This window comes from Vreelandella sp. V005 (genome assembly GCF_052645115.1).
In genome coordinates this window covers 76,294-100,858 of the sequence record NZ_JBQXYA010000009.1, presented here as the reverse complement: position 1 = coordinate 100,858, position 24,565 = coordinate 76,294, and the positions used below count along the sequence as shown (strand labels likewise).

General features: G+C 56.4%; 19 protein-coding genes and 1 pseudogene. 10 read left to right on the top strand and 10 right to left on the bottom strand.

Annotated elements, in window-relative coordinates:
* Positions 1-3 precede the first annotated feature (3 nt).
* Positions 4-900, top strand: a complete 897-nt coding sequence (locus ACUN8H_RS16875; protein ID WP_445533209.1) for an SMP-30/gluconolactonase/LRE family protein — start codon at positions 4-6, stop codon at positions 898-900.
* Positions 901-967: 67 nt separating this feature from the next.
* Here the strand turns inward: ACUN8H_RS16875 and ACUN8H_RS16870 are convergent, their stop codons facing one another.
* The 4 genes from ACUN8H_RS16870 to zwf form a co-directional block, all read right to left on the bottom strand.
* Positions 968-2,563, bottom strand: coding sequence for a solute:sodium symporter family transporter (locus tag ACUN8H_RS16870; protein ID WP_295709497.1), 1,596 nt, complete (start codon positions 2,561-2,563; stop codon positions 968-970).
* A 255-nt stretch (positions 2,564-2,818) separates the two neighbouring features.
* Positions 2,819-3,481 carry a bifunctional 4-hydroxy-2-oxoglutarate aldolase/2-dehydro-3-deoxy-phosphogluconate aldolase gene (locus ACUN8H_RS16865; RefSeq protein WP_445533208.1) on the bottom strand — a complete coding sequence of 221 codons (663 nt, stop codon included), beginning with the start codon at positions 3,479-3,481 and terminating at the stop codon, positions 2,819-2,821.
* A gap of 83 nt (positions 3,482-3,564) precedes the next feature.
* Positions 3,565-4,230: a 6-phosphogluconolactonase gene (pgl, locus tag ACUN8H_RS16860; RefSeq protein WP_445533207.1), complete on the bottom strand. Its 666-nt coding sequence runs from the start codon at positions 4,228-4,230 to the stop codon at positions 3,565-3,567.
* A 1-nt stretch (position 4,231) separates the two neighbouring features.
* Positions 4,232-5,737, bottom strand: coding sequence for a glucose-6-phosphate dehydrogenase (gene zwf / locus ACUN8H_RS16855; protein WP_445533206.1), 1,506 nt, complete (start codon positions 5,735-5,737; stop codon positions 4,232-4,234).
* Between the two features lie 287 nt (positions 5,738-6,024).
* Here zwf and ACUN8H_RS16850 point away from each other — a divergent pair, with 287 nt between their 5' ends.
* From ACUN8H_RS16850 to trkA, 3 genes and pseudogenes are all read left to right on the top strand, one after another.
* Positions 6,025-7,515 (top strand): TrkH family potassium uptake protein, encoded by a 1,491-nt coding sequence (locus tag ACUN8H_RS16850; RefSeq protein ID WP_445533205.1) that lies wholly within the window; start codon positions 6,025-6,027, stop codon positions 7,513-7,515.
* Positions 7,516-7,539: 24 nt separating this feature from the next.
* Positions 7,540-7,677, top strand: a pseudogene (locus ACUN8H_RS16845) (DNA-binding response regulator); the annotation flags it as partial.
* A complete protein-coding gene (gene trkA / locus ACUN8H_RS16840; protein ID WP_290699255.1) occupies positions 7,674-9,047 on the top strand; it encodes a Trk system potassium transporter TrkA in 1,374 nt (457 codons plus the stop codon). The pseudogene ACUN8H_RS16845 and the gene trkA, both read left to right, overlap by 4 nt.
* Positions 9,048-9,076: 29 nt before the next feature.
* On the opposite strand, the gene ACUN8H_RS16835 is transcribed toward trkA, so the two are convergent.
* From ACUN8H_RS16835 to ACUN8H_RS16820, 4 genes are all read right to left on the bottom strand, one after another.
* Positions 9,077-9,832 (bottom strand): anti-sigma factor, encoded by a 756-nt coding sequence (locus tag ACUN8H_RS16835; protein ID WP_445533204.1) that lies wholly within the window; start codon positions 9,830-9,832, stop codon positions 9,077-9,079.
* Positions 9,829-10,383, bottom strand: coding sequence for a sigma-70 family RNA polymerase sigma factor (locus ACUN8H_RS16830; protein ID WP_290699487.1), 555 nt, complete (start codon positions 10,381-10,383; stop codon positions 9,829-9,831). Before ACUN8H_RS16830 ends, ACUN8H_RS16835 begins: the two co-directional genes overlap by 4 nt.
* A 107-nt stretch (positions 10,384-10,490) precedes the next feature.
* A complete protein-coding gene (locus ACUN8H_RS16825; protein ID WP_290699249.1) occupies positions 10,491-11,012 on the bottom strand; it encodes a DUF3455 domain-containing protein in 522 nt (173 codons plus the stop codon).
* A 187-nt stretch (positions 11,013-11,199) separates the two neighbouring features.
* Positions 11,200-12,699, bottom strand: coding sequence for a carbohydrate porin (locus ACUN8H_RS16820; RefSeq protein ID WP_445533203.1), 1,500 nt, complete (start codon positions 12,697-12,699; stop codon positions 11,200-11,202).
* Positions 12,700-13,218: 519 nt separating this feature from the next.
* Between ACUN8H_RS16820 and ACUN8H_RS16815 the strand changes: the two genes are divergently transcribed.
* On the top strand, positions 13,219-14,268 hold the full coding sequence (locus tag ACUN8H_RS16815; RefSeq protein WP_445533202.1) for a LacI family DNA-binding transcriptional regulator: 1,050 nt from the start codon (positions 13,219-13,221) through the stop codon (positions 14,266-14,268).
* Between the two features lie 12 nt (positions 14,269-14,280).
* Here ACUN8H_RS16815 and gap read toward each other — a convergent pair whose 3' ends face one another.
* Complete coding sequence (gene gap / locus ACUN8H_RS16810; protein ID WP_445533201.1) at positions 14,281-15,285, bottom strand: type I glyceraldehyde-3-phosphate dehydrogenase; 1,005 nt, start codon at positions 15,283-15,285, stop codon at positions 14,281-14,283.
* A 211-nt stretch (positions 15,286-15,496) separates the two neighbouring features.
* Between gap and pyk the strand changes: the two genes are divergently transcribed.
* Both pyk and ACUN8H_RS16800 read left to right on the top strand, forming a co-directional pair.
* Complete coding sequence (gene pyk / locus ACUN8H_RS16805) at positions 15,497-17,017, top strand: pyruvate kinase (protein ID WP_445533200.1); 1,521 nt, start codon at positions 15,497-15,499, stop codon at positions 17,015-17,017.
* A 70-nt stretch (positions 17,018-17,087) separates the two neighbouring features.
* Positions 17,088-17,564, top strand: a complete 477-nt coding sequence (locus tag ACUN8H_RS16800; protein WP_445533199.1) for a methylglyoxal synthase — start codon at positions 17,088-17,090, stop codon at positions 17,562-17,564.
* Positions 17,565-17,607: 43 nt separating this feature from the next.
* Here the strand turns inward: ACUN8H_RS16800 and cra are convergent, their stop codons facing one another.
* On the bottom strand, positions 17,608-18,585 hold the full coding sequence (gene cra / locus ACUN8H_RS16795; protein ID WP_445533198.1) for a catabolite repressor/activator: 978 nt from the start codon (positions 18,583-18,585) through the stop codon (positions 17,608-17,610).
* A gap of 309 nt (positions 18,586-18,894) precedes the next feature.
* On the opposite strand from cra, the gene ptsP reads away from it, so the two are divergent.
* The 3 genes from ptsP to ACUN8H_RS16780 are packed head-to-tail and all read left to right on the top strand — an operon-like array spanning position 18,895 to position 24,460.
* On the top strand, positions 18,895-21,765 hold the full coding sequence (gene ptsP, locus ACUN8H_RS16790; protein ID WP_445533197.1) for a phosphoenolpyruvate--protein phosphotransferase: 2,871 nt from the start codon (positions 18,895-18,897) through the stop codon (positions 21,763-21,765).
* The gene (gene pfkB, locus ACUN8H_RS16785) at positions 21,765-22,748 is read left to right on the top strand and encodes a 1-phosphofructokinase (RefSeq protein WP_445533196.1); all 984 of its coding nucleotides are present in this window, start codon (positions 21,765-21,767) and stop codon (positions 22,746-22,748) included. Before ptsP ends, pfkB begins: the two co-directional genes overlap by 1 nt.
* Positions 22,745-24,460: a PTS fructose-like transporter subunit IIB gene (locus ACUN8H_RS16780; RefSeq protein WP_445533195.1), complete on the top strand. Its 1,716-nt coding sequence runs from the start codon at positions 22,745-22,747 to the stop codon at positions 24,458-24,460. Before pfkB ends, ACUN8H_RS16780 begins: the two co-directional genes overlap by 4 nt.
* Positions 24,461-24,565 lie beyond the last annotated feature (105 nt).

Genomic DNA, 24,565 nt, shown 5'->3' with positions numbered 1-24,565 from the left:
ATAATGAATGCAGACAGCAGTGTTGTCACTTGGCAGGCCGAGCTAGCGGTTGATAGCCGCTGTACGCTGGGGGAAGGCCCACAGTGGGATGCCGTAAATAAGCGCCTGTATTGGTGCGACATTCTCGAAAAAAGACTGCACTGGCTGTCCCCTGCCAGCGGAGAAAGTGGCCTTTTTCAGTTAGATCATATGGTGTCGCTAGCCACCCCGCTTGAAGACGGCGGGCTACTGTTAGTCGGAGAAGATCGCCTGTGCCGTTTCGACCCCACTAACGGTAACGTTGAAGCGTTTTGTGACTTTGAAACCGATAACCCGGTGACGCGTAGCAATGATGCCCGGGTCGACCGGCATGGCAGCTTGTGGCTTTCCACCATGGGTAAACATGCCGAGAAAAACGCAGGCAGCCTTTACCGCCTGCATCGAGGCAAACTTACCCAATTACGCACTGGTTTGACGATCCCTAACGCGATCTGCTTCTCTGCCGATGGCCACTTCGCCTGGTTTACCGACACGGTGACAGGCGTGGTAATGCGTTGGGCACTCGACAGTGAAGGCTGGCCCGAAGGCGAACCTCACCCCTGGGCGGACTTCTCTTCCACTCTGGGCAATCCCGACGGCGCGGTCGTCGACAGCGAAGGCTGTCTATGGCTAGCCCTTTGGGGGGCTGGGCAGGTTGTGCGGCTTAATCATGAGGGAGAAGTGATAGGCCGTGTCCAGTTACCGGTCAGCCAACCCTCTTGCTCTGCCTTTGCAGACACCGACCTGCAAACGCTTTATATCACCACGGCGCAAGAGGGGTTCAGTGCTGAACAGCTTGCCCAGGAGCCAACCGCTGGTTCGCTTTATGTCGTCGAGACTGGCATCAAAGGGCTAGCTGATCCGCTGCTGCGTCTGGAATAAGCTTGGTGTCACTGCCGTGTCGCTGCGCTCTTCGCAACGACGCGGCCTCGCTTCCGACAATCTCCGCTTAACCAGCGAAGCTGATGTACATAACAATCACCAATACCACCAGTACGATACCGGCGGGCACGGCGCCTTTCCACGGGGTTAGATCCACGTCACCGCTGTGCTCTTGAACCCAGTCGGTTTCCCGCGGGCGCACCTTACCGATCAGCAGCATGGTCACCACCAGCAGCACAAATACCAGCGCCACGAAGTGGAACTCGTGCATGATCTGCGGCAGCAGCGTGAATGGCGGCACAAAGTAACCAGCGGCAATTAATAAGCAGCCACCCACCAGGGCAATTTTAGCCGCCATTGGCGGAACACGCTTGGTCAGCAGACCTACCAGCACCACCGCCAGAATCGGAATAAAGTAGATCGCGTTCATTTTCTGCAGGTAGCCAAACAGGCTCTCCTGACCTGCCAGAAGCGGCGCAATAATCATGGTGATGATCGCCATGATCCAGCCAAACACCTTGCCGGATTTAACGACCTGCTGTTCGGTGGCATCTTTATTCAAAACGCCTTTGTAGATACCCAGACTGAAAATAGTGGTGGTGCTGTTCAACGCCGAGTTAAACGAGGAAAGGATCGCACCGACCATCACCGCAGCGAAAAAGCCGGTGAGATAAGGCGGTAGCACGTTAAAGACCAAATGGCCGTAGGCTTCATCGGCACGCACGCCCTGGTCGGCATAAAGGTGATAGGCAATGATGCCCGGCAGCACCAGGTAGAGCGGCCCCAGCAGCTTGAAAAGACCGGTTAAAAGAACACCCTTTTGGCCCTCGGCAAGGTTTTTAGCGGCAAAGGTACGCTGAATGATCTGCTGGTTAGTGCTCCAGTAAAACAAGTTGATCAGGAAAACACCGGTAAACAGGGTAAAGAAAGGTACCTGCTGCTCGGCGCCACCGATCGAGTTAAGCTTTTCTGGGTCGCTCTCTTTTAGAATGCTCCACCCTTCCATAATCCCGCTGCCGTCACTGACGGCCTGCAGGCCGAAGTAGACGATCACGAAACCACCGATCAGTAGCCCGACGCCGTTAAGCGTGTCGGAAACGGCAACCGTGCGCAGCCCCCCAAACAGCGCGTACACCGCGCCGATAATGCCGACGATCCACACCGTCAACCACAGCAGCGTGGTGGACGATTCAATACCGGTTAACCCTTGAAGATCAAGCATTCCCTGCAGGCCTATCGCGCCTGAGTAAAGAATGATGGGCAGCAGGATCACCGCATAGGCAATAAGGAAAATGATATTGGTGATCAGTTGGGTGTCTTTATCGAAACGAATTTCGAGTAATTGCGGCAGCGTCGCGATGCCGCTTTTCAAAAAGCGTGGCAGGAAGAATAGCGCCAGCGCCACCAGGGCAATGACCGCCACTACCTCCCAAGCCATCACACTCAACCCATCGGCAAAAGCGGCGCCGTTGAGCCCGACCATCTGCTCGGTGGAGAGGTTCGTCATCAACAAGGAGCCAGCGATCAGCGGAAAGGTCAATGATCGGCCGGCCAAAAAGTAGCCGCTGGTACTGGAGTGGTCATCCCGGCGGGTAATGCGCCAGGTAATAAAGGCGACTAATCCTGTAAAGAACAGGAAGGACGCCAAGGTCAACGCGTGCATAGTGAATCACCTCATCATCATTATAGGCGGTGCGCACCTTTAGAAAGGCGTGCAGTGAAAATGTCAGACATATTGTTAAGTCATTTTAGACGAGCCGAATATAGACCCGTTATACACCTTTGGTCTTACGCGCTCTCAACTGCTAAACAAGGGGGACAAAACCAAAAAACCCCGGTCTCGTTGTTAAACAAAGTGTTTAAACAACACAAACCAGGGTTGATGTGACTTAGTTCAGCAAAACCTTCAGCGTATTACTTAGTGATGAAAACGCTCGGCTGCTTGGCGCGCTAACTCACGAATGCCGTCCCAGTCTTCCGCTTCCACCATTGCTTTAGGCGTTAACCAGGAACCACCCACACACATTACATTGGGCAGCGATAGATAATCCTCAGCATTATCAACCGTAATGCCACCCGTGGGGCAAAAGCGTGCTTCGGGAATCGGTGCACCAAATGCTTTGATCGCTTTAGCGCCGCCACTGGATTCCGCCGGGAAGAACTTGAACCGGCGGTAGCCGTACTGCCAGCCTGTCATTAGTTCAGAAATAGTCGAGACACCCGGCAGCATTGGCACGGGGCTTTCAACGCCATAGCGGTAAAGCGCGTCGGTAGCGCCTGGCGTCACTACGAAGTCTGCACCGACCTGCTCGGCCTGGCGATACTGAGCTGGGGTTAGTACGGTACCTACCCCAATGCTTGCACCGGGCAGCGCTTCACGCATGCGCTTTACGGCTTCTAGCGCGCAGTCGGTACGCAGAGTGATTTCCAGCACGGTTAAGCCACCTTCCACCAGGGCACGGCCCAATGGCACGGCATCTTCAAGACGCTCAATGGTGATGACGGGAATCACTTCAGCTTTCGAGCAAATGCTATCCAGCTCGGCGGTGCGTGTGGACGGTAACTGTTTTTCGATGGTCATTAGTGAGTCTCCAAGCAAATTGTTATTGGCTAAGGCGGCTGAATCTCAATGATCAGTCTTGAGCAGCGGCCTAAAGCGAAACCTTAAGGCGCCCAATATATCGCCAGCGGGCAGGTTAGAAAGACACGAATAGGCAGTTGACGGGCATCGTCGCCGTTCAGCGCCTTAGCCAATACGGCGCGTTTATCATCGCCGGTAATATGTAAAAAGTGACGGCGCGCTTGGTGTAAGCGATCCGCTGAGAAGGTAATGCGTGGCTGCGGCTGGCTAGGCGTGCGTACGGCCACCAGCAGTTCGTCTGTGGCTAGTGCTAGGTCTAGCTCACGGCTATCGGGAAACAGGGAGGCGGTGTGACCATCGCCGCCCATGCCTAAAATCACCACACTCGCAGGCCATGCCAAGGAAGCCGCTTGTTGAGCGACGGTCTCGACCCCCTCTTCTGGCGTTGAGGCATCGCAAGTTAACGGTATAAAATTGGCCGCCGACGCACCGCCCTGTAGCAGGTGCTCACGCACCAGCCGGGCATTGCTATCGCTGCTCTCCTCGCCCACCCAGCGCTCATCGGCAAGGGTGATATCAAGACGTTTCCAGGGCAATGGTTTCGCCGCCAGCGCTTTAAAAAATGGCACCGGCGTCGAGCCGCCTGAAACGACCAGCAGCGCGCGTTCTTGATGGCTTAAATCTTCTTGAAGAGCTTGAAACACTGCTTCGGCAAGCTGCTCGGCGAGCTGTTGACGTGCTTGGCTCATATCAATAATCCTCGTACCAGCTGCGGCCGTCCTGGGTGATCATGGCGATAGAGGCAACGGGCCCCCAGGAGCCTGCAGGATAGCGGCGTGGCGGCGTATCGCGTTTTTTCCAGCCGTCGATTAACTGATCGCACCAGCGCCAGGCATGTTCGATTTCATCGCGCCGAACGAACAGATATTGTTGGCCCTTCATTACTTCCAACAACAGACGCTCATAGGCATCCGGTATCCGCGATTTGGGGAAGGCACTGTTGAAGTCTAGGTGCAGCGGGCCGGGGCGTAGGCGCATGCCTTTGTCCAGACCGCTGTCTTTGGTTAGTACCTGCAGCGCAATGCCCTCTTCCGGCTGAAGACGGATAATCAGCTTATTAGAGGCAATACCGCGCTGGTCTGGGTCGAAGATGTAGTGCGGCTGCTGACGGAAGTGAATCACGATCTGTGACAGCTTCTCCGGCATGCGTTTACCCGTACGCAAATAGAATGGTACGCCTGCCCAGCGCCAGTTAGAGACCTCTGTTTTCATCGCCACAAAGGTCTCGGTCTGGCTTTGGGTATTGGCACCCTCTTCTTCTAAATAACCCGGCACCGACTGGCCATCGCTGGTGCCTGCGATATATTGGCCGCGCACGACATCACGCCCCAGCGCTTCGCCGACAAAAGGTTTGAGCGCTTTCAGCACCTTCACCTTCTCGTCGCGGATAGCATCGGCATCCAAGTTCGAGGGCGGGTCCATCGCAATCAAGCACAGCAGTTGAAGCAGGTGGTTTTGCACCATATCGCGTAACTGGCCTGCCTCGTCGAAGTAGCCCCAGCGACCTTCAATGCCTACTTTTTCCGCAACCGTAATTTCTACATGGGAGATATTGTTCTGATTCCACTGAGTGCCGAATAAAGGGTTGGCAAAACGCAGTGCAATCAAATTCTGTACGGTCTCTTTGCCCAAATAGTGGTCGATGCGATAAACCCGCGATTCAGGAAACACCTCACCAATGGCGTCATTTATTTCGACCGAGGAGTGCAGGTCGTAACCGATGGGTTTTTCAACCACCACACGGGACTCGTCATCTAGACTTTTGCTGGCCTGAAGATGGCGGCAAATATCGCCATAAATACGCGCCCCTACGGAAAGATAAACCACCATGGGCCGTGACGAGCCTTGGCGCCATTGGCGAATAGCGTCGTAGCCTTCGACGTTGGCAAAATCGAGCTGTAAGTAATCCAAGCGGGCAAGAAAGCGCTCCAGGCTTTGCTTATCTTGCTCGTTGCTCTTGATTCGCTTTTGCAGCGTCTCGTTCACCATCTGGCGAAACGACACCACATCGTGCTCTTGGCGAGCCAGTCCCATGATGCGCGTGCTTTCTGGCATTAAGCCTTCACGGTCAAGATGGTATAAGGCAGGAAACAGCTTGCGCATGGCAAGATCCCCCAGCGCGCCAAACAGGGCTAAATCGATAGCATTATTTGGATCGCCCAGCGGGGCACCTTGGGAAGCATTGGACTGGCTCATCGTTGCTCCTATTTATAATTAGGCTATCTAATGTAGTTAGATTACCTAAAATTTACCGTATTGCGGGCTTTGTTCGCAACAATTCGTGTAATTTTACTACAAAAAAGCAGCTAGCTACAATTGATAGTCGATAGGCTTACTGTACGCTTCTAACATGCCCAGCGGCGATGGCAGTGGCGCTCCACCCCCACAAAACTAGTCAAATGCGCTGATTTTTTACAGACTTTTTATGGAAGGTCGTGTTCTCTTAGCGCATGCTTAAGAATACTAAATGGCGAGCTGGGCATATGGCACCTTTGACACCGTGGTTTCATCGCAGCAGGGAGATGTACCGGCACTGGGCGCCAGTGTTTAAAATCATGGCGATTCTGTGGATGGTGCTCGCGCTTTTCATGCTGGTGCCGCTGCTGGTATTGCTGATTGAGAATGACCCCGATGCGCCCGCCTTTGCTGTTTCCGTGTTGATAATCATCAGCGCAGCCGCGCTGACTTGGCTACTTACCTATCGAGCATCGCTGGAACTCAAACCCTGGCAGATGTTTATCCTAACCGCGGCGAGTTGGGTCACAATTAGCGGCTTTGCCAGCCTACCGTTGATCCTGGGTGCTCCTCAATTAACCTTCACGAACGCCGTGTTTGAATCGGTATCGGCGATCACGACCACCGGCTCTACCATCCTGGTCGGCATTGAACACTTCTCCGATGGGTTGAAGCTGTGGCGCGGGCTAATGCAGTGGATGGGAGGCATTGGCATTATCGTGATGGGCATTGCCATTCTGCCTTTTCTGAAAGTCGGCGGTATGCGGCTGTTTCATACCGAATCGTCCGACTGGTCGGATAAAGTAATGCCACGCACTGGCGGCATCGCTAAAGCGACGTTAACGATTTATGTCAGCCTCACCTTGTTCGCGATCGGTAGCTACTGGTTTGGCGGAATGACGCTGTTGGACGCCACCGTCCATGGTATGAGCTCTCTCTCTACCGGCGGCTTTGCGAACTCAGACGCTTCTTTCGGCGCTTACAGCGAGCAGCCATGGCTACTCTGGATGGCGAGTTTATTTATGCTCAGCGGCGCATTACCGTTTGTGCTTTATATCCGTTTTATACGCTCATCACGTGATGCCCTGTGGAAAGACCAGCAGGTTCGTGGCCTTTTGAAGCTATTATTGGCTGCGATTTTAGTGCTCAGCGCTTGGCGAGTCCTGCACGGCGATAACTGGTTTGTGTCGTTAACCCATGTCACCTTTAACGTGGTATCCGTAGTGACCACCACCGGCTACGCCTCTGATGACTATACGCTGTGGGGAGCGCTGCCGGTGGCCGCTTTTTTCTACCTGACCTTTGTGGGTGGCTGCAGCGGTTCGACCAGCGGGGGGATGAAAGTTTTCCGCTTCCAAATTGCTACTTTAATGCTGCAAAACCAACTGCGGTACTTGATTCATGCCAACGGCGTTTTTACTAATCGCTATAACCACCAACCGGTGACTAGCGATATTTCGCGCAGCGTCGTGGCGTTCTCATTTTTCTTCTTTATCACCATCGCAGCCCTGGCACTCAGCCTATCCGCACTGGGGCTAGACTTAGTAACAGCGCTTTCCGGCGCCGCCACCGCGGTGACCAATGTCGGGCCTGGGCTTGGCGATATTATTGGCCCTGCTGGCAACTTTTCATCGTTACCTGATGCGGCGAAGTGGTTGCTATGCATTGGCATGCTAATGGGTCGTTTAGAGATCTTGACCGTCGTGGTATTGCTGACGCCGATGTTCTGGCGGCGCTAGTGAAGTACCCTCCAGGACGACAGCCACTATTTGCGCATTGTGATAAGCAAACTGCGCTACAAACGTGGCGACGATCCCCAGTCGCCTAACCTGCTGCAAACAGAACCCGGCATTGGTTACCGACTCTCCATTGAGCCCAGCCAAGAGGACAATAACCCATGAAAATCATTATTCTCGGCGCTGGCCAGGTCGGCGGCACCTTGGCAGAACACCTCGCTCGCGAGGAGAACGACATCACGGTCGTGGATACCGACGCGAAAAAGCTGCGCGATCTGCACACCAAGCTCGATATCCGCACCGTGACCGGCGCGGGCTCCTACCCGATCGTGCTGCGCCAAGCAGGCTGCGAAGACGCCGACATGTTGATCGCAGTGACCAGCAGCGACGAGATCAATATGATCGCCTGCCAAGTGGCGCATACGCTGTTTCGCACGCCCACCAAAATTGCCCGGGTGCGCGCCACGGCGTATTTAACCCGTAAAGGCCTGTTTGCCCACGAAGCCATCCCCATCGACGTACTGATCAGCCCTGAGCAGGTGGTGACCGACCATGTGCGCCGCCTGATCGAGCACCCCGGTGCGCTACAGGTACTGGAGTTTGCCGGTGGCCTGGTGCAGCTGGTAGCGGTAAAAGCGTTTTACGGCGGCCCGCTGGTGGGCCAGGATTTGGCGTTTCTGCGCCGCCATATGCCCAACGTGGATACCCGCGTGGCGGCGATCTATCGCCGTAGCCGACCGATCATTCCCCGTGGCGATACGGTCATCGAAGCCGACGACGAGGTCTTCTTCCTCGCCGCTCGGCGGGATATTCGCGCGGTGATGAGCGAGCTGCGCCGGGTCGAGCGGGATTTTCGCCGGGTGGTGATTGCCGGGGGCGGCAATATCGGCGAACGGCTGGCGGAGCATTTGGAGCATAGCCACCAGGTCAAGATCATCGAGCACAACCTTGAGCGCTGCACAACGTTATCTGAGCGGTTGGATCGCACCGTGGTGCTCCACGGCAGCGCCACTAGCAAGAGGCTGTTGGAAGAGGAGAATATCGAAGAGTGCGATATCTTCTGCGCGCTGACCAACGACGATGAGGTCAATATCATGTCGTCGCTGCTGGCCAAGCGGTTAGGCGCCAAGAAGGTGCTGACGCTGATTAACAACGCTGCTTACGTCGACTTGGTGCAAGGTGGCGAGATCGATATCGCCATTTCGCCTCAGCAGGCAACCATCGGCAGCCTGCTGACCCATGTGCGCCGCGGCGACATCGTCAATGTCCACTCACTGCGCCGGGGTGCCGCAGAAGCGATTGAAGCGATCGCCCACGGCGACAAGCAGTCCTCTAAAGTGGTTGGGCGCACCATTCGTGAGATAGATCTACCCGAAGGCACCACGATCGGCGCCATTGTGCGCGGTAAAGAGGTCATCATCGCCCATGGCGACGTGATGGTGGAGAGCGGCGACCACGTGATTCTGTTTGTGGTCGACAAACGCCGAATCCGCGAGGTAGAGCGCCTGTTCCAAGTGGGTCTCACGTTCTTTTAAAACGCTGCTAACAGGCGCTTTTTCAGTAGTTAAATCTCGACCGCGCGGCCAATAAACTCGATTGGCCCAGTAGGCAGGCCGGTGGCCGAACCGGTTTCGTCTTCCAGGGTCAGTTCAAACAGCTGGTTATCTTCAAGCGGCGGCAGCTGATCCAGGCGCATCCGAATCGGCTGACCTGGCTCCACTAAACCCAGTGATACCGGTGCCTGCCATTCATCCGCCTTGGTCCAGAATTCTAGCGCCTTACCTTCAGGCACTTCGAACGCACCCAGCGGGATGAGCTCTATTTCCTGGCGCGATGATGCCTGTACTACCCAACCGGCCGACTGCGTTTGCGGGGCAAGCAGCACCACCATATACTCCGGCGTCGTCGGTTCAGTGGCTTCATTGGTCAACATCACGCCCATGACTAACGCCGCCGCCAAACCAAACCCGGCCGCACCTCGCCACAGCGGCAAGCTGTGCAGCATTCGGCGGGGCCGTGGCGGCGTATTAGCAGAGCCAGCACGTTTAGCGGATGCTTCTCGTGCCTTTCCTTCTCGAGCCTTTAAGCTGCGTTCAATACGCGGCCATAAATAATCAGAAGGAGTGACCGGCGTGGTGATGGCGGTATAGGGCAAAAAGCGCTCTTCCCAGGCCATCACGGCTTTTTGTAATTCGGGTTCGTTAGGTAACCGTGTTTCCAGCGCTTCTCGCTGCGTTAACGACAGCGTGCCCAACACGTACTCCCCCGCCAAGGCATGGTCGTCTTCACTTACATGTTCGTGCTGACTGGGGCGGGTCATGCCATACACTCCCGTAAGCGCAGTAAACTGCGTTTTATCCAGGCTTTTACGGTGCCGAGCGGTGCCCCTGTATGGGCAGAAATTTCTGCATGACTCAGGCCATCAACGTAGGCATGGAGCACACAGTTGCGCCGCTCTGGCTCGAGTTGTTCTAAACAGCTATCCATCCGCTGGCCGGTCTGCCAGTCAAAGGCTTCTTCAGCAACATAAGCGTGCTGGAAATGTTCGTCCTGCGCTAATTCGTCGGCAGGATCATTGGCAAAATTAATTTCACGGTCACGGTAGCGAATAGCATTCAACGCCAAATGGCGCGCCACACTAAATATCCATGCTCGCGCAGATCCTTTGCTGGGGTCGAAGCTGTCGGCACGTTGCCAAATATTGAGACAGGCATCATGCACGATATCTTCCGCCATCCCCCGGTCTTTGACGATTCTTATGACGACACCTAATAGTCTGGCGCCTTCGTAAACGTAGAGTTGATGCAAAGCATCATGCTCGCCGCGGGCACATTTCGCCAATGCGGCAGCATGATCAAATTCTAAAGACACGTCAGTCAAAACCTAGCTCCCTGGTGACGGCACCGACGCCAGTCGTCGTTATCACAGACAGCATAGCCGCTAGGGACCCGACAAACGAGTCCCCAGCAGAATTAGACTTACTCAGCGGTCCAGAAGATGTAATCGGCTTGATAGGTAACGACAGCAGTTGCACCATCGTGATCCATATCGCAAGTCACATCAGGCGCAACACCGCCCTGAGTGTTCAGACGCTGAATGTAGCTAACACCAGTCATCGCGCCTTCACCCTCGGCGGGGTTCGCTTCTACAAGCTGTAGCGGAATATTGCCGTCGCCGTTGGCTGCCGTTGCTAGCTGGGTGCCGGTCACTTTAGAACCATCCAACGCTTCCCACGTGGCCGGGGGGCCATAGTAGCTGCCTACTTGGCTGCCATCGCTATCGTTAAGCGCAGCGTGCGGGCCTTTGAATACCCAGCCCATGTTGCCGTCATCTTTGGTTTCGCACATGTAGGTAATGGCGCCAACGCCTACAGTTTCAAGCGCGATGGTGTTGCCGTCCGGCACTTGGACGTCCGCAGGCGTTTCGGCCAAAGCGGCTTGACTGAAGGATGCAATCAGAGTGGCGGCCAAGGTAGCGCGCGTTAGATGATGTAGTGTCATTTCAGTCTCCTAAAAGGGTTGTTATCAGCGGCCAACAATGGCAGCTGTATAGTGAATACCCGCGAGACCCTTGATTGGATGCAGCTCATTAAAAAAAATTTTAAATTACCGCAATAAAAAAGCCCGCGAAGGATCGCGGGCAACGAGCATTGGAGAAGAAACGGTGTCGTTAAAGAGCTCGCATCGTTTAGAACCACACTTCTGTTTGAACGCCGAACGACCATTGGCCGCCGGTAAAGCCTTCGTTACCTAATGAGCTAGCACCGTAATTATTTAAATCGTCATCCCAATCGCTGAAGGTGGTGAACAGACGAATCTCAGGGCGTTGCCAGAAGCCGCCAACTTGCGGTTTGAAGGTGGGCGCAATCGTAAACTTGCTAAAGCCCCCATCGACGGCGTTGCGGCCACTGTATCCCTGGGGATCAAGATCCATCCATTGATAGCCCGCTTCGTACTGCATTTCAAAGTTTTGCGTTAGCTCATTAGCCAAACGCACATTGATGCCCGCCCAGTTGTATTTGTCACCCTGGGCATAACGGTCTTCGCTGGTTTCAGCCAGGATAGAGGGTGCAATACGCCACTGAGGGGCAATGTACGTGGTGCCGTATACGGCCAAGCGGGTGGCGGTAGCGTCGTCGGTTAGCTCACCACGGGAACCAAGGCTTTTCGTTTCAGCGCCCAAGCCCTGGCCATGGAGCACGGCCGCCTTGAAGTTACCTTCGCCCATACCAAAGAAGCTATCGCCGTGATAAGCAATCATGGTGTGGAAGCCGGTGTCCGCAGCAGTTTGGCCGGCACTGATATCACGCTCGTCGTTGTCCGCGGCGGACATGCCGTTGACCATCCACTGCCAATTACCAAAATAGTTGTTAGAGGTCAGGATAAGGTTGTCGGTATCGCCTTCAAGACCTGGGTTTTCGCGGTCCACAATCGGATAATCGGAAAAGCTGCGGCCGTAAATCGACAGGTTGGATTTCCAGTTATCTGCCAACTGCATGTCGTAGATACCGCCACCAGTACCCGCCAAGAAAATCACATCACTGTCGAGCCAGTGGATATCGAAGTTGTCGCGATCAAAACGTTTACCAGCCCAAATTGAGGCGTTTTCAAACACACCGGTAAAGCTGGGAAGCTCGCTGAATTCAGCAAATACCTGGCGCACGTTAAGGTCCGACTCTCCCCCGGTCCAATCGTTGCTGGAAGTTGTGCCATCCGCAATCATGGTGCGATACAGGGCCTTCGCGCCGTTATCGAACTGCATCCGATAATTAAAAATGGCTTCCGCGTAGGTGTCAGGCTCATTGCCCAAACGGCCAACCGCCCCGCCTTCACCACCTGCTGGCGTTAGATAAGGGCCAGCGTTCTCGCTTTTACCATCTTCGCCAATCAGCAGGCCTGAACGCGCATAAACATTAAAAGAGAATCCCTCTTCGCCATCGGTATGACGTTCGACGCGAGCTAACCGCTCTTCGATCTCAGCGTCACTTTGGGGTGCGCTTTGAGCCTGCTCAGCAATCTCGGCCCGCCGCTCGGCAGCATCGGCGCGCTGTTCCGCTGCTTCTATTCGGGCTTCCAACTCGGCAAAGCGTTGTTCCAGGCTCATCTGTGCCGTAGCGTTGCCACTCACTGCGAAGCTAGCAGCCGCAACGGCAATCGCTAATGGCGTTTTGAATGTCATTTTATGCATTGTTATTGGTACCTGTTGTTATTGGTTAGTGTCTTTAATCCCACGCTTTCAATCGCTTTTTTTCAGCTCCCTTGTCGCACCGCCTTTGGCTGTGTGGTGATGTCTTTATTGCTAGGTGCATCATCAAAAAGCGCCTTATCTAAATCGATTAAGATAAAGTCAAAAATCTGCCCTGAGCTAGTGCATTCTGCTAAGCAACGCCCTGGTGTATCTTGGGCCGCTAAGCCATGCACGCTAAGCCATGTACGCTAAGCGATGCCCTGCCCTTGGGACGACAAAGCTAAGAGAAGATAGCCGAAACTTAATCGATTAAGCACGGTTTTAACAACCACTATTTGCTGATTAAAGACCAATGTCTAAGGCAAGATGTCCAAGCGAGAATTCGAGCATTTTCATAGTGGTCTATCGTACCCTTCGTTTATCATCAGGATGGCGCCGCGCGCAGGAGATATTTGGATTACTTTGTGACGACTTTTCAACTAAATAGCTTATTAATAATTAGCCTTTATAGGAGGCATCGTGACTGATCAACGCCGGATGACACTCAAGAACCTTGCCCAGGAACTCGGCGTCTCCACAGCGACGATCTCCAATGCTTTCAACCGCCCAGATCAGCTCTCACCTGCCCTACGCGAACGCATACTTAAAGAGTCCAAGCGACTGGGATACAGCGGGCCCGACGCTAAAGCGCGCAGCCTACGTACAGGCCGCTCTCGAATAATTGCGGTGGTTTTAACGGAGAGCCTTACCTACAGTTTGAACGACGCTGTGGTATGCGAGTTTCTATCAGGCGTCGCCGAGGTGCTTGACGCCCATGGCCATACGTTACTGCTGGTCCCTGGGCGCGGGCATGCCTCCCAACCGCCAGGGTCCGCTAACATTGCCGATGGTTTTATCGTTTACGGGTTAATGCCCAACAATAAGCTGTTAGACGAACTACCTGCTCAACGCACGTTGGTAACGGTCGATTTCAATATCGAAGGCTATCCGACCGTCCATGTTGATAACAGCGCGGCCAGTTACCAAATCGCGAAGCATGCGCTTCGCACACTCCCTAAACGCCCAGCGATCATTAACTTGCGCTTAACAAAACAAGCCTATAACGGCCGGGTGAAACCGGAGCATACGCTGCTACCCGATACGAGCACGATGAGCCGAGCTCGACTAGAAGGATTTCATAGCGCACTTGATGAGCATGGGATTGATACTGAGCAAGTACCGCTATGGAACATAGAAGAAAACACTTTTGAGGTTTGTTCCACCGTCATTGCTGAGATTCTGGATCAGCCTTTAGGACAACGCCCTGATCTATTGCTATGCATGTCTGACCGCATTGCATTGACAGCCCTCATCCTGGCTGAGGAACGAGGTATAAAGGTTCCTGAAGAACTCCGCATTACAGGCTTTGATGGCATTGCTGAAGGACAATACCGCGCACCGCGGTTAACCACGGTGCGACAGGATAGCGCAGGTAAAGGGCGGCTAGCCGCGCAGATGATCTTGGGGCGTACCCCGTTCGCCCAACAACTGCTCAAAACAGAGCTGTTGCTGGGCGATACCTGCCCTTAGGCTTTCTACGTACTACTTTTCAGTCTTCTGCATCGCAATGGCGGTGTCCAGCATACGGTTGGAGAAGCCCCACTCGTTGTCGTACCACGCCATAATTTTCACCAGACGACCATTCACGCGAGTATGGTTGGCATCAAAGGTGGATGAGTTGGCATCGTGGTTGAAATCGATGGAGACCAGCGGCTCGGCGTTAACCGCCAGTACCGGCGACTTGGCCGCCGCTTTCTCGACGATAGCGTTAATTTCTTCCTTGGTGGTGTCCCGACTCGCGGTAAAAGTGAGGTCCACCAGCGACACATTGATCACCGGCACGCGCACCGCCAGGCCATCGAACTTACCGGCCAGTTCGGGCAACACCAAGCCTACCGCCGCCGCTGCCCCGGTTTTGGTCGGGATCATCGAATGAGTCGCACTACGGGCACGGTACGGGTCGGAGTGGTAAACGTCCGACAGGTTCTGATCATTGGTGTAGGCGTGTACCGTGGTCATCAGGCCGTTCTCGATACCCACCGCATCATTCAAGGCTTTCGCCACCGGTGCCAAACAGTTCGTAGTGCAGGAAGCATTCGACACCACTGTATGCTCGGCCGTCAGAATATCGTCATTTACGCCGTAAACGATGGTGGCATCCGCATCCGGGCTGGGCGCAGAGATAAGTACCCGCTTGGCACCCGCCGCAATGTGTTTGGCGGCTGCATCGCGCTTGGTAAATAGCCCCGTGCACTCCATCACCAAGTCGATATCCATTGACGCCCACGGTAACTGGGCTGGGTCACGCTCCGAGGAGATCGCAATCCGATCACCATCCACGGTGATGCTCTCAGCATCGTGCTCGACCTTGAAAGGAAAGTGCCCATGTACGGTATCGTGACGCAACAGATGGGAGTTCAGCGCGGGATCACCCAGGTCGTTAATAGCAACGACCTGGACACGATCACGGTAGCTATTTTCATAAAGGGCGCGTAGTACGTTGCGGCCGATACGGCCAAATCCGTTAATCGCAACTCTTATGGTCATGATAGCTCCTCAATCAACCAATGGTAGCAAGTGGCGTATTTTGTAAAATATTTACTAAAAATACGTATTTAAGCGTCAAGAGGCTGATAATCCGACTTACAATCGCCCCAAAAGGCTTTCAAATATCCAATATGTAGTAAAATTACTATATAAGCGCTATCGTAGTCCAATATTTAATCACCAACAACACCCCTCCAAGGAGCGTGTCACCGTGACGAAAGCGACCGCGAAGACAGCAGCCCAAGCCTTCACTTCCCCCCTTTCTCCTTCTGCATCCGGTGCTCATGTCCCCTTGAGACGCACTAAAATCGTTGCCACGCTCGGCCCTGCTAGCGACCGCCCCGGCGTGCTTGAAGCAATGCTCAAGGCGGGCGCCGATGTGGTGAGGTTAAACTTCTCGCATGGCTCAGTTGACGATCATCGTCGGCGACTCAATGACGTGCGGGAAATAGCCGCTCGCCTTGGGCGCAGTGTCGCGGCGCTGGGCGATCTACAGGGCCCTAAAATACGTATTGCGCGTTTTGTTGAAGGTGCCGTCAAACTCGATGTCGGCCAGGCGTTTGTTTTGGATATGGCGCTTGACGCCAATAGCGGCAACGCAGAGCGGGTCGGCTGTGATTACCAAACCCTACCGGATGATGTCTTAGAAGGTGACCGGCTACTGCTGGATGATGGCCGTTTGGTACTTGATGTCACACGAGTAGTTGGACAGGAAGTGCACACCCGCGTTCACGTGGGTGGCAAGCTCTCCAACAACAAGGGCATTAACAAACAGGGCGGCGGACTTTCAGCGCCTGCCCTGACTGAGAAAGATAAGGACGATCTAAAAACCGCTATTGAGATTGGCGTTGACTACTTAGCTGTCTCCTTCCCGCGCAGCGCCGCGGATATGCAGGAAGCCCGTGAGCTGCTTGGGGAGGCCGGCAAAGAGATCGGCCTGGTCGCCAAGCTCGAACGCGCCGAAGCGGTGGCCAATGACGCCACACTGGATGCCATCATTGAAGCGTCAGAGGCGGTGATGGTGGCGCGGGGTGATCTTGGCGTTGAAATTGGTGATGCAGCACTCATCGGCACCCAGAAACGCATTATCAAGCATGCACGCTCCCTGAACCGTGCGGTGATCACCGCCACCCAGATGATGGAGTCGATGATCGAATCGCCGCTGCCTACCCGCGCCGAAGTCTTCGACGTAGCCAATGCGGTGCTCGACGCGACCGATGCGGTAATGCTCTCAGCGGAAACCGCCGCAGGGGATTACCCGGTGGAGACCATCGAAGCAATGAACCGCGTCTGCCTGGGTGCCGAACGGGAGCGTCTGGCTCAGGAATCAGGCCATCGCATTCACGAAGGTTTTGAGCGTATCGATGAAACCATTGCGCTATCGGCCATGTATGCCGCTAATCACCTGTCTGGCGTCAGTGCCATCGCCTGCATGACATCGACCGGCTATACACCGCTGATCGCCTCCCGCATTCGCTCCGCGCTGCCTATCATAGGGCTGGCCCATAGCCCCATCGCCCAGCGCCGCATGGCGCTTTACCGCGGTGTTGTCTCGATACCTTTCGACACTACCGAGATGGACCCGGCCAACCTCAATCAGGAGGCCTTGAAATGCCTGCAGGCGCAGGGATTCATACACCCTGGCGAGCATGTGATTCTAACGCGCGGCGATCATATGAATGCACACGGTGGTACCAATACAATGAAAATCCTTGCTCTCGATAGCGAATAGTGGAGCAATAACCACGCGAGCTTAAAAAGAAAAGTGACGGGCCTCCAGGGCCATCAAGGAGAGTAAAGCCATGACTGACGCGCAACCGCCCCGCCAAGCCATCCGTACCCTGCAAGCGCGCAAGCGAATTGCGCTCATTGCCCACGACGGCAAGAAGAGCGAAATGCTGGAGTGGGCAACCCGCTGGCAGGGTGTACTCAGCCAACACGAGTTGATTGGCACCGGCACCACCGCCGGACGCTTGAAAAGTAGCCTGGGTCTCAGCGTTGAAGGCTTGATGAGCGGGCCGCTGGGAGGCGACCAGCAGATTGGTGCTCGCATCGCCGAGCAGCGCCTGGATGTACTGATTTTCTTTTGGGACCCTTTCTCGCCTCAGCCTCACGACCCGGACGTGAAGGCGCTGCTGCGCTTAGCCGCCTTGTGGAATGTACCGGTTGCCTGCAATGCGGCTACCGCCGACTTCCTGCTTTCATCGCCCTACCTGGGCGAAAGTTACGATATGTCGATTCCGGATGCGAGTGCCTGGGCGCAGGCTAGAACGGTTTAAGCCAGCCGTCTAACGTTAGGTCAGCAACAACGGAGCACCGTGTTCAGCGGGCGTGCAGATGACGATCAACCACCTGCAGCCCACACTCATAGCGGCCCTCTAAGGCGGCCAAGGCGCAGTTCAACGTTAATGCGGCAATACGATCATAATCCTGCAGCGCTGAGTTGACCGGCTGGGGAAGAAAATCCAGCAGCCGGTGATCGCCAAACGTGGCCAGTCGAACGGTCTCTGGCAAACCGCCGCGCTCCAGGAACACATCAAACACCCCTTCCAGTAGCGTATAAGACGCTGTTACCAGCGCATCGGCACCGCCCATTTCATCCAGCAGCCGGGTGGCAAGGCGCGCTCCTTCATGACGCTCGTAACGCGTGCCGCTTAAAATAAGCGGCTCTATATCAGCCCCTTTGAGCGCCGTCTGAAAACCTGCCCGCCTTTCACTGCTGATCGAAAGATTCGGCATCGCCTCCAGCCAGGCAACGCGCCTGGTGGCGTTACCGATGACCGAGCGAGTCAGCTTTTCAGCCGCTTCACAATCATTGCTCACCACGCTGGCAAATAGCGCGGGATTCAGGCCACGATCCATGCCCACCACGCACCAGCCCTCATCGACCAAATCGGCGTAGAAGGTGTCGTCGCTAGGCAAGCAACTGGCGGTGATCAACACCTCGCAGCGCTGGGCACGCAGCGCCAGCGCGAGCGATCGTTCACTCTCGGCACAATCATCCGAACTGACAATCAGCAATTGATAGCCCTGCTCCCGCGCGCCGCGCTCCAGGCGTTTTGCCAGCCGGGCATAACTGATGTTTTCCAAATCCGGCACGATCAGGCCCAGCAGGCGGCTCGCCCCACGGCGCAGCGCGGCCGCCTGCGGGTCAACGTGGTAGCGATGTTGACGCACCACTGCCATCACTTTCTCAATCGTGGCTACGCTGATGCGGCGCTGCTCGGCCTGGCCATTAATCACGTAGCTAGCCGTCGTGCGCGAGACGCCCGCTAGCCGGGCAATATCGGCGAGTGTCATTCGGGTTCCTCTTAATGTGACCGGGCAGTTTATCAGTAAGTTAGCGCCTACCAGACCAAAGTCTAAAAGCACAAACCTTGTGTCATTTAGTGAATCGATTCAGCATAGCACTAAACCCAGATTCGATGGCAAGGATGAAACACGCTTGCAGCCAGCTTCATTCTACTGGCAACACCGCCATCATCATTTAGCTACGATCATTTACGACAATCACTTATGTACACGCCCTGCTACCGACCCACAGTACTCATCTGAGGTACTGAGCCTGAGGCATTGAGGAATGGCAGAGCGCGTTTACAGGAGAACTCTATGTTGACCCTCGGCCCCGATGACATCTTGCTAGACCGCCATGCGGATGGCTGGCAAACCGCGCTAGACAGTGCCGCTGAAGCGCTGGTAAACGCCGGATTGGTTGAGGCCGAGTACCGTGACGGCCTGCACGCCCGTGAAGCCCAGTCATCGACGTACCTGGGTAACGCTATCGCGATCCCCCATGGCACGCCGGAAAGCCGCCAATATGTGAAACAAACCGGCGTGCGAGTACTGCAATTTCCCCAGGGGATCGAGTGGCACGACGGCCAGCAAGTGTACGTCTTGGTGACGATTGCGGCCCAAAACGACGAGCACCTGGATATTCTGCGCCAGCTCACCCACGTATTGGATCGTGAAGGCGTTGCCGAACAGTTGGCCAATGCCAACTCCGCTGCCGATGTCGCGCGCCTGCTGTCCAAACCAGCGCTTGAGCCACGCCTGGATGCCGACACGCTTTGTGTGAGTTTTCCCGCCCAAGACCCGCAAGAGCTTGCCCTCGCCGCCGCTGCGCGCCTGCGTCAAAGCGGCTGTGTCGATAACGCCTTCATTACGGCAGTCGCCACCGCTCAGCCCACTTGGTTAGGCAAAGGGCTTTGGCTTGCCAGCAGCTCACAGGGCGTCAATCAGCCCGCGCTTGGGGTCGCCACACCGGCCTCATCCACGCTGGAAAGCGACGGCCACCCGGTCCATGCGCTGTTTTGCCTGGCCGCCCATGGCGATGCCCACCGGCCGCTGTTGGATCAACTGATGGCAGTGCTGGAAAGCGGCGAAAGCGACACGTTACTCACGCGCAACAGTGATCAGTTGTTAGCCCGGCTGGCGGGTGAAAGCGCCTCTACCCATACCCGCCGTGTCCGGGTGCTTAATCCCCATGGCCTTCACGCCCGCCCTGCCAAGCAATTGGTACAGGCTGCTCGCTCCCAGCCCATGGCTATCAATGTCCGCCTGGAAGAAGGCAGCGCCACGCCGGTTTCCGCGGCCAGCTTGACCAAGGTGATCGGCCTGGGGGCACGCCGTGGCCAGTGGCTGATGCTATCCGCCGAAGGCGACAACGCCGCGCAAGCGCTCGAGAGCGTAGCAGCAACGATCGAGGCGGGATTGGGCGAGAAAGTAACGCCTTTCGATGGCGGCTTTGATGCAGCACCGCTTGCCAGCGCGACCCAACCCGCCGTTGAGCCGCTGATTGCCGATACGCCCCATACCGGGGTGGCTGCCTCACCAGGCTTGGCCATTGCCCCCGTGTTTGTGATCCGGCCGCTGCAATTTGAGTACGCACAGCACGCGGCAGATACCGACCAGCAGCTCGCTCGCCTGGATCACGCCATTCAGGAGGGCGCGGCTCAACTGCAAACCCTGGTGCGCAATGCCCAAGGCGGCGAAGTAGCCGATATTCTCTCGATGCATGAAGAGATGCTCGCTGACCCCGAGCTTCACCACGCGGCCACGGATGCCATTCGTGAGGGACGCTCGGCGGAAGCGGGCTGGTGGGAGGCGATCGAAACCGCCGCCCACGCCCAGGAAATGCTGGCTGACCGACTACTTGCCGAACGCGCTGCCGATCTGCGCGACGTAGGACGCCGGGTACTGGGCGTACTCTGCGATGTGACGCTGCCCGAACCGCCTGACCACCCCTATATTCTTGTAATGGACGACATCGGCCCTTCCGATGTGGCCCGGCTGGATACCTCCCGGGTCCGCGGCCTGCTCACCGTGCGCGGTGGTGCCACGGCGCACAGTGCTATTCTGGCCCGCGCCTTGGGTATTCCCGCCGTGGTGGGCACGGGGCAAGCGGTCATGGCACTCAAAAACGCCAGTATGCTGATTCTTGACGGCGATCGTGGCCGGGTAACGTCGCAACCCTCTGAGGAGCGGCTTCAGCGTGCCGAGCAGCAGTTGCTCGACCTGCAGCAGCGCGAAGCCGATGCCTGGGAGACCCGCTTTGAGGTTGCCCAGACTCGTGACGGCCACCGTGTTGAAGTCGCCGCCAACCTAGGCAACACCGCCCACGCCGCCGACGCAGTGGAACGCGGCGCCGAGGGTGTTGGCCTGCTGCGTACCGAGTTTCTGTTTATGGCTCACGCCAGCGCGCCCGATTTGGACACCCAGATTGGCGAGTATCGCCAAGCGGTAGACGCGCTAGGTGACCGCCCGCTGGTGGCACGCACACTGGACGTCGGCGGCGACAAGCCGCTGCCCTACTGGCCGGTGCCCCAGGAAGATAACCCCTTTCTGGGCCTGCGCGGCATCCGCCTGGCGCTAACCCAGCCCGACGTGCTCGAGACCCAACTGCGTGCACTTTTGATGGCCAGTAAAGATCATCCGTTGCGCATTATGCTGCCGATGATCAAGGACATTGCCGAGTTCCGTGCAGTCAAAGTGATCTATGACCGCCTGCTGCAAGAGATACCCGCCTCCCAGCGCGCTACCGATGTGCAACTGGGCGTGATGATCGAAGTCCCTTCCAGCGCGCTATTGGCACCCAGCCTCGCCGCCGAGGTGGACTTCTTCTCAGTGGGCACCAACGATTTGACCCAGTACACCTTGGCGATTGACCGCGGCCACCCCGAGCTTTCCGCCCAGGCCGACGGCCTTCACCCGGCGGTGCTGCGCTTGATCCAGATGACCGTAGCGGCAGCACATAGCCAAGGCAAATGGGTTGGCGTGTGCGGCGAGCTGGCATCCGATGCCGTTGCTATTCCGGTATTAGTAGGCTTGGGCGTTGATGAACTGTCGGTCAGTGCGCGTCAAATTCCTTTGGTCAAAGCTCGCCTGCGCGAGTTTGACTTCGCAGAAGCTCAGGCAAGCGCCCAGCTTGCCCTGGCACAAGCGACCAGTGACGACGTGCGCGATGCGCTGGAGGCGCGCTGATGGCCCGCGTTCTGTGTATCACTCTCAACCCTGCGCTGGACTTGGCGTTTAACCTTGACGCTTTAGTGCTGGGCAGCGTTAACCGGCCCCGCAGCGCACAGTTAGAAGCGGCGGGCAAAGGCGTCAATGTTGCCCGAGTGCTGGCAGGCCTTGGTCACCGCGTCACGGTCAGTGGTTTTTTAGGAATCGAGAACGACGCTCCCTTTGTCCTTGCCTTCAAACAGTTAGATTTGCTCGATGCCTTTGTACGGGTACCCGGCAGCACGCGCATCAATGCCAAGCTAGCCGAACAGAGCGGCCGCGTTACCGATATCAACGGTCCCGGTATGCCGATCGACGCCACCCATTTACAAACGCTGATCACCTCGCTGGAGGCTGAGCTTAAAAGTGCGACGCCACCCCAGGCGGTGGTTGTCGCCGGCAGCCTGCCCCCTGGGCTGTCACTAGACAATTTCAGCGCGCTATTAAACCACTTAAACGCCAGCGGCGTACCGCTCTGGGTAGATACCAGTGGCCCGGCACTCAATGCGGCGATAGCGACTCACCCCGCAGGCGTTAAGCCTAATGAAAACGAACTGGCAGAGTGGGCAGGCGCAGAGGTGACCTCTTTCGATGCGCGCTTGGATGCGGCCAAGCGGCTGCATAAAAGCGGCATCGCCCATGCGCTGATTTCAGCGGGTGCCGAAGGGGTGCTATGGGTGAACGCCCAAGGCGCCTGGCACGCCACACCCCCTAAGGTCACCGCGACGAATACCGTCTGCGCTGGCGATACCCTTGTTGCGGGCATGCTCCACGGCCTGCTGACTCATCAGAACGGTCAGCACGACGCTGAGCAAACGCTGCGCTTTGCCACCGCGCTCTCGGCCGAAGCCGTGCGCCACGTTGGCGTGGGCAACCCCCACGCTGCCGATTTCGATTCACTCCAACAACACACCCGGATACGGCGTCTTGACGACACCATCACCGAGGGATCCACGCTATGAACATTATTTTGATTACCGCCTGCCCCAGCGGCATGGCCACCACTTTCCTCGCGGCCAAGCGTCTGGAACAAGCGGCTCAACGCCAAGGCTGGTCGATTCACGTTGAAATGCATGGCGAAATCGCACCGCTACAAACGGCCACCGCCGAGCAGATCGCCCATGCCGATCTGATTGTGGTCGCCGCCGATCATGTGCCCGCCCCGGAGCGCTTTGAAGGCAAACGCCTTTTTCAGGCGCCGATTGCCAGCGCCCTGCCCAACCCCAACGACTTTTTAGCCCAGGCCAAGCGCGAGGCGCCCATTTATAGCGCCCCCAAAGCCACCAGTGCGGCGGGCGGAAAAAGAATCGTTGCCGTCACCGCCTGCCCTACCGGTGTCGCCCATACGTTTATGGCCGCCGAAGCACTGGCAGAGGCGGGCAAAGCCATGGGCCACGCCATCCGCGTGGAAACCCAGGGCTCGGTGGGAGCTCAAGATAAATTGACGGAAGAAGAGATCGCCGACGCTGACGTCGTCGTACTAGCCTGTGATATTGACGTTGATCCATCGCGCTTTGCAGGTAAGCGTATCTACCGCACCTCGACCGGCAATGCGCTGAAAAAGCCACGCCCTACGCTTGAAGCCGCCCTCAGCGAGGCTGCCACAGAAAACGGTAATAGCAGCGCAGGCACAGCGAACAAGAGCGTTAAAGAGAAAGGTGTTTATAAACATCTGCTCACCGGCGTTTCCTTCATGCTGCCGATGGTCGTGGCGGGTGGTCTGCTGATTGCCCTCTCTTTCGTGTTTGGCATTGAGGCCTTTGAGCAGGAAGGCACCCTGGCTGCCGCGCTGATGCAAATCGGTGGTGGCACCGCCTTCGCACTGATGATTCCCGTTCTGGCAGGTTATATTGCCTACTCCATCGCCGACCGCCCCGGCATTGCGCCGGGGATGATTGGCGGCATGCTGGCGGCCAATATCGGCTCCGGCTTTATCGGCGGTATTTTGGCTGGTTTCCTGGCAGGCTATGTGGCGCTGGCGGTGACGCGCTACGTCAAACTGCCCTCCAGCGTTGAATCCCTGAAACCGATTCTTATCATTCCGCTGGTGGCCAGTTTGGTTACCGGCCTCACCATGATCTACGTGATTGGTGAGCCGGTCGCGGCGCTGCTTAGTGCCCTCACCAGCTTCTTGGAATCCATGGGCTCCACCAACGCGGTGCTGCTGGGTATTCTACTGGGCACAATGATGTGCTTTGACCTGGGTGGCCCGGTCAATAAAGCCGCTTACACCTTTGGCGTGGGCCTGCTCGCCTCTGAAACCTACGGCCCCATGGCGGCGATTATGGCCGCGGGCATGGTGCCTGCCATTGGTATGGGGATTGCCAGTTTTGTCGCGCGCAACAAGTTTTCAGCACCGGAGCGCGAAGCGGGGAAAGCCTCCTTCGTGCTGGGCCTCTGTTTTATCAGTGAAGGCGCGATTCCCTTCGCGGCCAAGGATCCGCTGCGGGTCATTCCGGCCTGTATCGCAGGCGGGGCGCTTACCGGCGCGCTCTCGATGCTGGTGGGTGCGAAGCTAATGGCGCCCCATGGCGGCATTTTTGTGCTACTGATCCCCAACGCCATTACCCCGGCGCTGCTCTACCTTGGCGCTATTGTGGCTGGCTCATTGGTGACGGGTTTAAGCTATGCGTTTATCAAACGCGGCGCAGCCCAGGTCGCCGTTGCCACTTAACTACTTTTGATTACAAATGAAGGGCAGGCATGCCGCCTGCCCTCACAAAAGTAGGTAGCTTTACGCAGCTAACCTCTTTTCAAGTACAAATACCCTCTACTATTT

What these genes read in the sequence shown, in the direction of transcription:
- ACUN8H_RS16825 (WP_290699249.1), bottom strand. Translation starts at nt 11,012, where the DNA reads ATGACACTACATCATCTAACGCGCGCTACCTTGGCCGCCACTCTGATT.
- ACUN8H_RS16835 (WP_445533204.1), bottom strand. Translation starts at nt 9,832, where the DNA reads ATGACCCGCCCCAGTCAGCACGAACATGTAAGTGAAGACGACCATGCC.
- trkA (WP_290699255.1), top strand. Translation starts at nt 7,674, where the DNA reads ATGAAAATCATTATTCTCGGCGCTGGCCAGGTCGGCGGCACCTTGGCA.
- ACUN8H_RS16820 (WP_445533203.1), bottom strand. Translation starts at nt 12,699, where the DNA reads ATGCATAAAATGACATTCAAAACGCCATTAGCGATTGCCGTTGCGGCT.
- zwf (WP_445533206.1), bottom strand. Translation starts at nt 5,737, where the DNA reads ATGAGCCAGTCCAATGCTTCCCAAGGTGCCCCGCTGGGCGATCCAAAT.
- ACUN8H_RS16800 (WP_445533199.1), top strand. Translation starts at nt 17,088, where the DNA reads ATGACTGACGCGCAACCGCCCCGCCAAGCCATCCGTACCCTGCAAGCG.
- cra (WP_445533198.1), bottom strand. Translation starts at nt 18,585, where the DNA reads ATGACACTCGCCGATATTGCCCGGCTAGCGGGCGTCTCGCGCACGACG.
- ACUN8H_RS16780 (WP_445533195.1), top strand. Translation starts at nt 22,745, where the DNA reads ATGAACATTATTTTGATTACCGCCTGCCCCAGCGGCATGGCCACCACT.
- pfkB (WP_445533196.1), top strand. Translation starts at nt 21,765, where the DNA reads ATGGCCCGCGTTCTGTGTATCACTCTCAACCCTGCGCTGGACTTGGCG.
- ACUN8H_RS16865 (WP_445533208.1), bottom strand. Translation starts at nt 3,481, where the DNA reads ATGACCATCGAAAAACAGTTACCGTCCACACGCACCGCCGAGCTGGAT.
- ACUN8H_RS16850 (WP_445533205.1), top strand. Translation starts at nt 6,025, where the DNA reads ATGGCACCTTTGACACCGTGGTTTCATCGCAGCAGGGAGATGTACCGG.
- gap (WP_445533201.1), bottom strand. Translation starts at nt 15,285, where the DNA reads ATGACCATAAGAGTTGCGATTAACGGATTTGGCCGTATCGGCCGCAAC.
- ACUN8H_RS16875 (WP_445533209.1), top strand. Translation starts at nt 4, where the DNA reads ATGAATGCAGACAGCAGTGTTGTCACTTGGCAGGCCGAGCTAGCGGTT.
- ACUN8H_RS16870 (WP_295709497.1), bottom strand. Translation starts at nt 2,563, where the DNA reads ATGCACGCGTTGACCTTGGCGTCCTTCCTGTTCTTTACAGGATTAGTC.
- ptsP (WP_445533197.1), top strand. Translation starts at nt 18,895, where the DNA reads ATGTTGACCCTCGGCCCCGATGACATCTTGCTAGACCGCCATGCGGAT.
- pgl (WP_445533207.1), bottom strand. Translation starts at nt 4,230, where the DNA reads ATGAGCCAAGCACGTCAACAGCTCGCCGAGCAGCTTGCCGAAGCAGTG.